The organism is Streptomyces sp. NPDC001270, from assembly GCF_042896695.1.
Classification (GTDB): domain Bacteria; phylum Actinomycetota; class Actinomycetes; order Streptomycetales; family Streptomycetaceae; genus Streptomyces.
The window spans coordinates 65273-72104 of the sequence record NZ_JBIAXM010000038.1 but is presented as its reverse complement, the minus strand read 5'-3'; the positions used below and the strand labels follow the sequence as shown (position 1 = coordinate 72104).

Below are 6832 nucleotides of genomic sequence, written 5' to 3'. Positions count from 1 at the left end.
CACCGCTGACCATGGTGAAGCAGTACATCGAGAACCAGCGGCGCCCCATATGACCGGGCCGGCCTCAACAGTGCGGATCCATGCGCATCGCTGAGGCCAGAGCGGACCCGAGATGCGCTTCACCTCCGCCCTGAAGGGCGGAGCACTGCGCAAGATCAAAGGTAGAGGTCGACGTGGTCGGTGCCGAGGCGGCACAGCGAGGCGGTGAGCGCGCGGCGGGCGTGCGCCGGGGAGTCGTCGCTGCCGGTGAGGGTGCGGGTGTGCTCGTCGAAGACGTTCCCCCACTTGGTGGCGATGACGACGTCGTCCCTGCGGTTGCCGAGCGCACGGCCGAGTGTCCGCTCGCTGTGCCCGGCCCCGTAGACGTCGGCGGTATCAAAGAAGGTGACGCCGAGATCGAGCGCGCGCCGGATCGCGCGTACGGACTCGTCGTCATCGACCTTGCCCCAGCCGAGCGGCTGCCCCTCGGCGTCCTCCCACTCGCCGCCGATCGCCCAGCAGCCGAAGCCGAGGGCGCTCACCTCGATACCGCTGCGCCCCAGTGTCCTGGTGAGGGTCCCCGTCGTCCTCGTGGTGCCCGACGCCGTTGTGGTCCCCGACGTCCTCGTGGTTCCCGTGGTCTCCATGCCTGACGACGCTAGGAGTTGGAGCGCACCCGAGCACAAGCCCTCGCGCCGCCTACGTCATGCCTGTCCTGTCTCGAAGCGGGAGATCCTGCCGTCCTCGACGGTGAAGGACCACCTGGTCCGCATCTCGCCCCACGCGTCGTTGCGGTACCGGGCGACGAGGGAGCGGCCGCCCCGGCACTCCTTGTCGATCTCCATGTGGCCGTTGGAGGAGAAGATCTCCCGGTCGGTCCACTCGTCGAGGTCCCGGTCGGCGCCGTCGTCGGACATGGTGGCGTCCGGGGCGAGGATGTCCATGAAGGCCCGACGGTCATGGGCGTTGACGGCGGTGACGAAGGCGCGGACCGCCGGATCGCTGAGTTTCGATGTCTGGATCGCCATGCGAGCCACATTCACATCGCTCCGCGGACCCCGCCACCCGAACGGCCGCCCGGACGGGCTGTCCGACGCCCGCGGATGCGACGGTGGACACCGGGGCAGGAGCCCTGTCCCGGCCGTCGACCTGTCCGCACCGGGGAGTCACCGTGACCTGTTTCGACCGACGTGATCTGGGCCTGCTGCTGCTCCGACTGGGTACCGGCGGCGTGCTGGCCGCGCACGGGACGCAGAAGCTGTTCGGCTGGTTCGGCGGGCCGGGCATCGCGCGCACCGGTCAGGCGATGGAGTCCATGGGCTACGCGCCGGGCCGGGCGAGCGCCACGGCGGCGGGCCTCGCCGAGGCGGGCGGCGGTGCGCTGCTGGCGCTCGGTCTGGCCACGCCGGCCGCGGGCGCGGCGGCGGCCGGCGCGATGGCGGGGGCGTCGGCGGTCCACGCGCCCAACGGCTTCTTCGCCCAGGAGGGCGGCTACGAGTTCGCGGCGAGCCTGGGCCTGGCCTCGGCCGGCCTCGCCGTCGCGGGCCCCGGCCGGCTCTCCCTCGACCGCGCCTTCGGTGACGTCTTCAACCGTGGCTGGATGGTGCCGGTGGCGCTCGGGGTGACCGCGGCGGTCACGGCGGCGGTGGTGGGTGCCCGGAACTGCCGGGTGCGGCGGACGGCGGAGGAGGCGGCGGGGGAACAGGAGGCCCTGTTCGAGCAGTAGCCGGGTCCGTGGCAGGCTGCGGTGCATGACCGATCGGGACACCTCCGCACCCGCGTCCGCGGACCTCTGGACCGCCATCGACGGGCTGTGGGCCTGGCTGGACGCGCACGGCCCGCGCGACGGCTCGCAGACCCTGCTGCTGCGCCTGCTGAAACTGTCGGAGGAGGTCGGCGAGGTCGCCCAGGCGGTGATCGGCGCGACCGGGCAGAACCCGCGCAAGGGCGTCACCCACACCTGGGAGGACGTACAGGCCGAACTCTGCGATGTCGTCATCACCGCCCTGGTCGCCCTGCGCACCCTGACCCCGGACGCCCGCGAGGAGTTCACCCGCCACCTCGCCCGGGTCACCGAACGCTCGCTCGGCCCGGCCCAGGCCGCCCCCGCCGGCCCCCGGGCCGCCCCTGCCCCGCGGCGGCCGGACGCGTAGTACCGGGCTGCCGCGGGCGGTGGGGGTCCGAGGGGTGCCGTCGGCGGGTCCGCGGCGGCTCGCGGAGGGCGAAGCGGACAGCCCGCCCGCGTGGGGCGGGCTGTCCCGGCGTCCTGCCGTCCGGGCTACGCCTGGTGGGCCGGCTCGTGGGCGGCGGCCAGCCTGATCAGCTCCGCCACGGTTTCCGGCCGGGAGGCGTAGACGGCGTGGCTGCCGGCGGTCTCGCACACCTTCGCTCCGGCCCGCTCGGCCATCGTGCGCTGGGCCGGCGGCGGGATCATCCGGTCGTCGGTCGCGACGAGGTACCAGCTCGTGGAGTTCGGGGCGGGGCGGGACCGGGCGGTCACGCCGTGCCGCCGGCCGTGCCCGCCACGAAGGGGACGACCGCTCGCGCGAAGGCTTCCGGTTCCTCGATGTGGCCGAAGTGCCCGCTGTTCTCCAGGATCAGCAGCTCGGATCCGGGGATCAGCCGGTGCAGTTCCTCCGCCCAGCGCACTCCGCAGATGAAGTCGTACCGGCCGACGACGAGGGTCGGCAGGGTGAGTGCGCCCAGGTCCGCACGGTCGTCGACGGCCTTCGGGGAAAGGTTCTCGTCCAGCCCGGAGAGGTACGTGCCCCGGAGGCCGGCCCGCAGCGGGCCGAACTCCTGCTGCCGCCCCCAGTAGTCGGCGAAGTACACGGGGAACAGCGCCTTGAGGACGGCCGTCATCCGCGCGTCGTCGGAGATGCCGGGCAGGGCCGGGAACGTCGCCAGGATCTCGGGGAGTTCGGGGTTGCCCTCGTGTCGCGCGGCGAACGACTCCAGTTGACGCACGGTCTCGGCGTCGTGTTCGGCACCGGTCACCGGCGCGCTGTCGTAGAGGACCACCCCGGCCAACTGCTCGGGGCGGTGCAGCGCGTGGTACTGGGCGACGAAGCCGCCGTGCGAGTGGCCCATCAGGTGCACCTTCGCGACGCCCAGGTGCTCCATCAGCGCACCGAGGTACCGGCTGTAGCGGGCCCGGGTGTAGCCGTGCGGGTGGGAGGCGAGCCGGCCGGAGTGACCGCTGCCGATCGGCTCCGGGTAGACCATGGTCAGGTGCCGCTCCAGCGCGGGCATCCGCAGGTACTCCCAGAAGATGCCCGGTCCGCCGGGGTGGGCGACGCACACCGGTCCGGTGCCGTGCACGTGATACCGCTGTTCGACTCCGTCGATCTCGACGGTGTGCGTACCGACGGCCGGCGGACGGGCCGGCGAGCGGGAGGCGCCCGGCGACCGTACTGTGCACGGCCCGCGACCGCCACGGCCGCCCCGGACGGACGACCGGTCCGGACGGACGACCCCGCCCTCGGCACAGCGGTGGCGCACGGCCAGGGACAGCGGTGGCGCCCGCGGCGGCAGGGGCGGCGGTCAGTTCACTCCGTCGTCCCCGCCGCACCGGCCGTCCCCGCGGCCGTCGCCGCGGCCGTGGCGACCTGTGCCGCCGCGCGGGCCGCGCGGCCGGTCAGTTTCCAGGCGGCCATGCGCAGCGCGAGGGCGGGCGTGGGCGGGAACACGCCGAGCTGACCGAGCATGGTGAGGTCGTCCCGGAGCGCTTCGTGCCGTACCACCTGGCCGTCCGCCAGGCCGAGTACGTGGATCTGTTCGAAGTCGATCTCCTGGCCGGTCGGCGGTACGGCCTGGTCCAGGCGTCCTTCCCGGAACCGCACGAAGGGGCCGGTGTGCCGGCCCCGCATGCGCAGCCGTACCCACACCTCGTCATCGCCCTCGGCCAGGCCGAGGACGGGGAAACGCAGGTCGCTGAAGGCCGACCGCATCCACGCGCCGGAGGCGAGCGTCCCGGCGGGTCCCGGCAGGGCGCAGGCCGGTGGCGCCACCGCGGACTCCCTGTTCGAGAAGCCGGGGGCGACGACGTCGGCCGCCAGCGCGGCGTCCCCCGTCTCCAGAACGCGGAATAGCCCGCGGGCAAGGTCGGCGGGGGTCTGTCCCATGGAGCGCACCTCTCTCGGCTGTTGTGGACGCGGTCATCACGGCACGGCGATGCACCGCGGTGGTGTGCGGAGATTGAGGTTATAGATGACCTATCCAATAGGTCAACCACCACATGGAACTGGGTAGCATGCCGTCCCATGTCCTCCAAGCGCTCCTACGTGTCGCCGTTGCGGGAACAGGCCGCCGCCCGCACCCGCGCCCTGATCCTCCAGCGGGCCACCGACCTCTTCGCCGACCACGGGTACGGTCGGGTGACCGTCCGGGACATCGCCGAGGCGGCGGGCGTCGCGTCGAAGACGGTGTTCGCCAGCGTGGGCAGCAAGTCCGACATCCTCGACCGGATCGTCGACCGCGGTGTGACGGATTCGGGCTACGACGAGGCGATGCGGCAGATCCTGTCCACGCCGAGCCCGGAGACCGCGCTCGGGACCCTGGCGGCGGGCACGCGGGCGGGCAACGAGGGGCAGTGGGCGGTGCATCAGGCGATCTTCAAGGCCCTGCCGGTCCACGAGGACGGCGAGGCGCTGTGGCGGCGCGCCACCGGCGACTACCGCAGGGCGCTGGGACTGGCCGCGCGCCATCTGCACACCCTCGCCCCGCCTCCGGAGTACTCGGTCACGGAGACGGCCGAGCTGTTGTGGTACTGGTTCGGCCCGACCGGCTGGCGCACCCTCGTCGTCGAGAACGGCTGGTCGTGGAGGCGTGCGGAGGACGTCCTCCGCGACACGGCGCTGGCCGCGCTCTACCCCGGGGGCCGCGCGGCCCCGACCCGCTGACCCCGGCCGGCGACCCACTGCCCCCGGTCGGCACCCGGCCGACCCGGCCGACCCGGTCGAATCGAGCGGGCATCGGCGGGCCACAGGCGTCCGCGGCACGGGGCCGGCCGGACGCGGGACTGCTCCATTCGCGTACGAGTGTCACGCGAACGGCCGTATGTCGGCCGCTCGGCGTATCAGCCCTGTCTCCGTTCCACCAGGATGCCCGGTGACAGACGACGTCGCGGAGCGGGCGCGGATCCCGTGCCAGGAGCACAGAGCCTTGAGCATTCTCAACCAACCGACCGGACCGGTCAGCGTCTACGGCAGTGAACTGCCGGTCCGGCGCAGCAGCCCGGGCAGCGTCGTGGTGAAGTGGCTGACGACCACCGACCACAAGACGATCGGCACGCTGTATCTGCTGACGTCGTTCGCGTTCTTCCTGTCCGCCGGTGTGATGGCGCTGGTGATGCGCGCCGAACTGGCCCGGCCGGGACTGCAGATCGTCTCCAAGGAACAGTTCAACCAGGCGTTCACCATGCACGGCACGATCATGCTGCTGCTGTTCGCGACGCCGCTGTTCGCCGGCTTCGCGAACTGGATCATGCCGTTGCAGATCGGCGCGCCGGACGTGGCCTTCCCCCGGCTGAACGCGTTCGCCTACTGGCTCTACCTGTTCGGCGGGCTGATCGCGGTCGCCGGCTTCCTCACCCCGCAGGGCGCGGCGGACTTCGGCTGGTTCGCGTACTCCCCGCTCTCGGACGTGATCCGCTCACCGAGCGTCGGCGCCGACCTGTGGATCATGGGTCTGGCGCTGTCCGGCTTCGGCACCATCCTCGGCTCGGTCAACTTCATCACCACCATCGTCTGCATGCGCGCCCCGGGCATGACCATGTTCCGGATGCCGATCTTCGTGTGGAACGTGCTGTTGACCGCCTTCCTGGTGCTGCTCGCCTTCCCGGTCCTGGCGGGCGCGCTGCTGGCCCTGGAGGCCGACCGCAAGTTCGGGGCGCACGTCTTCGACGCCGCCAACGGCGGACCGCTGCTGTGGCAGCACCTCTTCTGGTTCTTCGGCCATCCGGAGGTGTACATCATCGCGCTGCCGTTCTTCGGCATCATCTCCGAGATCATCCCGGTCTTCGCGCGCAAGCCGATGTTCGGGTACATGGGCCTGATCGGCGCGACCATCTCCATCGCCGGCCTGTCGCTGACCGTGTGGGCGCACCACATGTACGTCACCGGCGCCGTGCTGCTGCCGTTCTTCTCCTTCATGACCTTCCTCATCGCGGTGCCGACCGGGGTGAAGTTCTTCAACTGGATCGGCACCATGTGGAAGGGCTCGCTCTCCTTCGAGACGCCCATGCTCTGGGCGGCGGGCTTTCTCGTGACCTTCCTGTTCGGCGGTCTGACCGGGGTCATCCTGGCGTCGCCGCCGATGGACTTCCACGTCTCCGACTCGTACTTCGTGGTGGCCCACTTCCACTACGTCGTCTTCGGCACGGTCGTCTTCGCGATGTTCGCCGGATTCCACTTCTGGTGGCCGAAGTTCACCGGCAAAATGCTGGACGAACGACTCGGTAAGCTGACCTTCTGGACGCTGTTCACCGGCTTCCACGGGACCTTCCTGGTCCAGCACTGGCTGGGCGCGGAGGGCATGCCGCGCCGGTACGCCGACTATCTGGCGGCCGACGGCTTCACCGCGCTGAACACCGTCTCGACGATCGGTTCGTTCCTGCTCGGTCTGTCGATGCTGCCGTTCCTCTACAACGTGTGGCACACGTCCAGGTACGGCAGGCCGGTCGGCACGGACGACCCGTGGGGCTACGGCCGTTCGCTGGAGTGGGCCACCTCCTGCCCGCCGCCACGGCACAACTTCCTCACCCTGCCGCGGATCCGCAGCGAGTCCCCGGCGTTCGACCTGCACCACCCCGAGATCGCGACGGCCGAGGCCCGGATGCACGGCGTGCTGTGAC

General features: G+C 71.5%; 8 protein-coding genes and 1 pseudogene. 4 read left to right on the top strand and 5 right to left on the bottom strand.

Translation table 11 applies throughout. From position 1 onward, the window contains the following. Nucleotides 1–161: 161 nt before the first annotated feature. Both ACFY2B_RS39095 and ACFY2B_RS39090 read right to left on the bottom strand, forming a co-directional pair. Nucleotides 162–626, bottom strand: a pseudogene (locus ACFY2B_RS39095) (aldo/keto reductase); the annotation flags it as partial. A gap of 57 nt (nt 627–683) precedes the next feature. Further along, a complete protein-coding gene (locus ACFY2B_RS39090; protein WP_390767804.1) occupies nt 684–1007 on the bottom strand; it encodes a nuclear transport factor 2 family protein in 324 nt (107 codons plus the stop codon). A gap of 143 nt (nt 1008–1150) precedes the next feature. On the opposite strand from ACFY2B_RS39090, the gene ACFY2B_RS39085 reads away from it, so the two are divergent. Together ACFY2B_RS39085 and ACFY2B_RS39080 are read left to right on the top strand one after the other, a co-directional pair. Continuing rightward, nucleotides 1151–1705, top strand: coding sequence for a DoxX family protein (locus tag ACFY2B_RS39085; protein WP_390767803.1), 555 nt, complete (start codon nt 1151–1153; stop codon nt 1703–1705). A gap of 25 nt (nt 1706–1730) precedes the next feature. Continuing rightward, the gene (locus tag ACFY2B_RS39080) at nt 1731–2132 is read left to right on the top strand and encodes a MazG-like family protein (protein WP_390767802.1); all 402 of its coding nucleotides are present in this window, start codon (nt 1731–1733) and stop codon (nt 2130–2132) included. A gap of 125 nt (nt 2133–2257) precedes the next feature. Here ACFY2B_RS39080 and ACFY2B_RS39075 read toward each other — a convergent pair whose 3' ends face one another. The 3 genes from ACFY2B_RS39075 to ACFY2B_RS39065 form a co-directional block, all read right to left on the bottom strand. After that, nucleotides 2258–2479: an alpha/beta fold hydrolase gene (locus ACFY2B_RS39075; protein ID WP_390767801.1), complete on the bottom strand. Its 222-nt coding sequence runs from the start codon at nt 2477–2479 to the stop codon at nt 2258–2260. Continuing rightward, nucleotides 2476–3300: an alpha/beta fold hydrolase gene (locus ACFY2B_RS39070; RefSeq protein ID WP_390767800.1), complete on the bottom strand. Its 825-nt coding sequence runs from the start codon at nt 3298–3300 to the stop codon at nt 2476–2478. Before ACFY2B_RS39070 ends, ACFY2B_RS39075 begins: the two co-directional genes overlap by 4 nt. 227 nt (nt 3301–3527) lie before the next feature. Beyond that, nucleotides 3528–4103 carry an ester cyclase gene (locus ACFY2B_RS39065; RefSeq protein WP_390767799.1) on the bottom strand — a complete coding sequence of 192 codons (576 nt, stop codon included), beginning with the start codon at nt 4101–4103 and terminating at the stop codon, nt 3528–3530. Nucleotides 4104–4241: 138 nt separating this feature from the next. Between ACFY2B_RS39065 and ACFY2B_RS39060 the strand changes: the two genes are divergently transcribed. Together ACFY2B_RS39060 and ctaD are read left to right on the top strand one after the other, a co-directional pair. Further along, nucleotides 4242–4880: a TetR/AcrR family transcriptional regulator gene (locus ACFY2B_RS39060; RefSeq protein WP_390767798.1), complete on the top strand. Its 639-nt coding sequence runs from the start codon at nt 4242–4244 to the stop codon at nt 4878–4880. Between the two features lie 262 nt (nt 4881–5142). After that, entirely contained in the window at nt 5143–6831 is a 1689-nt protein-coding gene (gene ctaD, locus ACFY2B_RS39055) for a cytochrome c oxidase subunit I (RefSeq protein ID WP_390767797.1), read from the top strand. Nucleotide 6832: the final 1 nt, after the last annotated feature.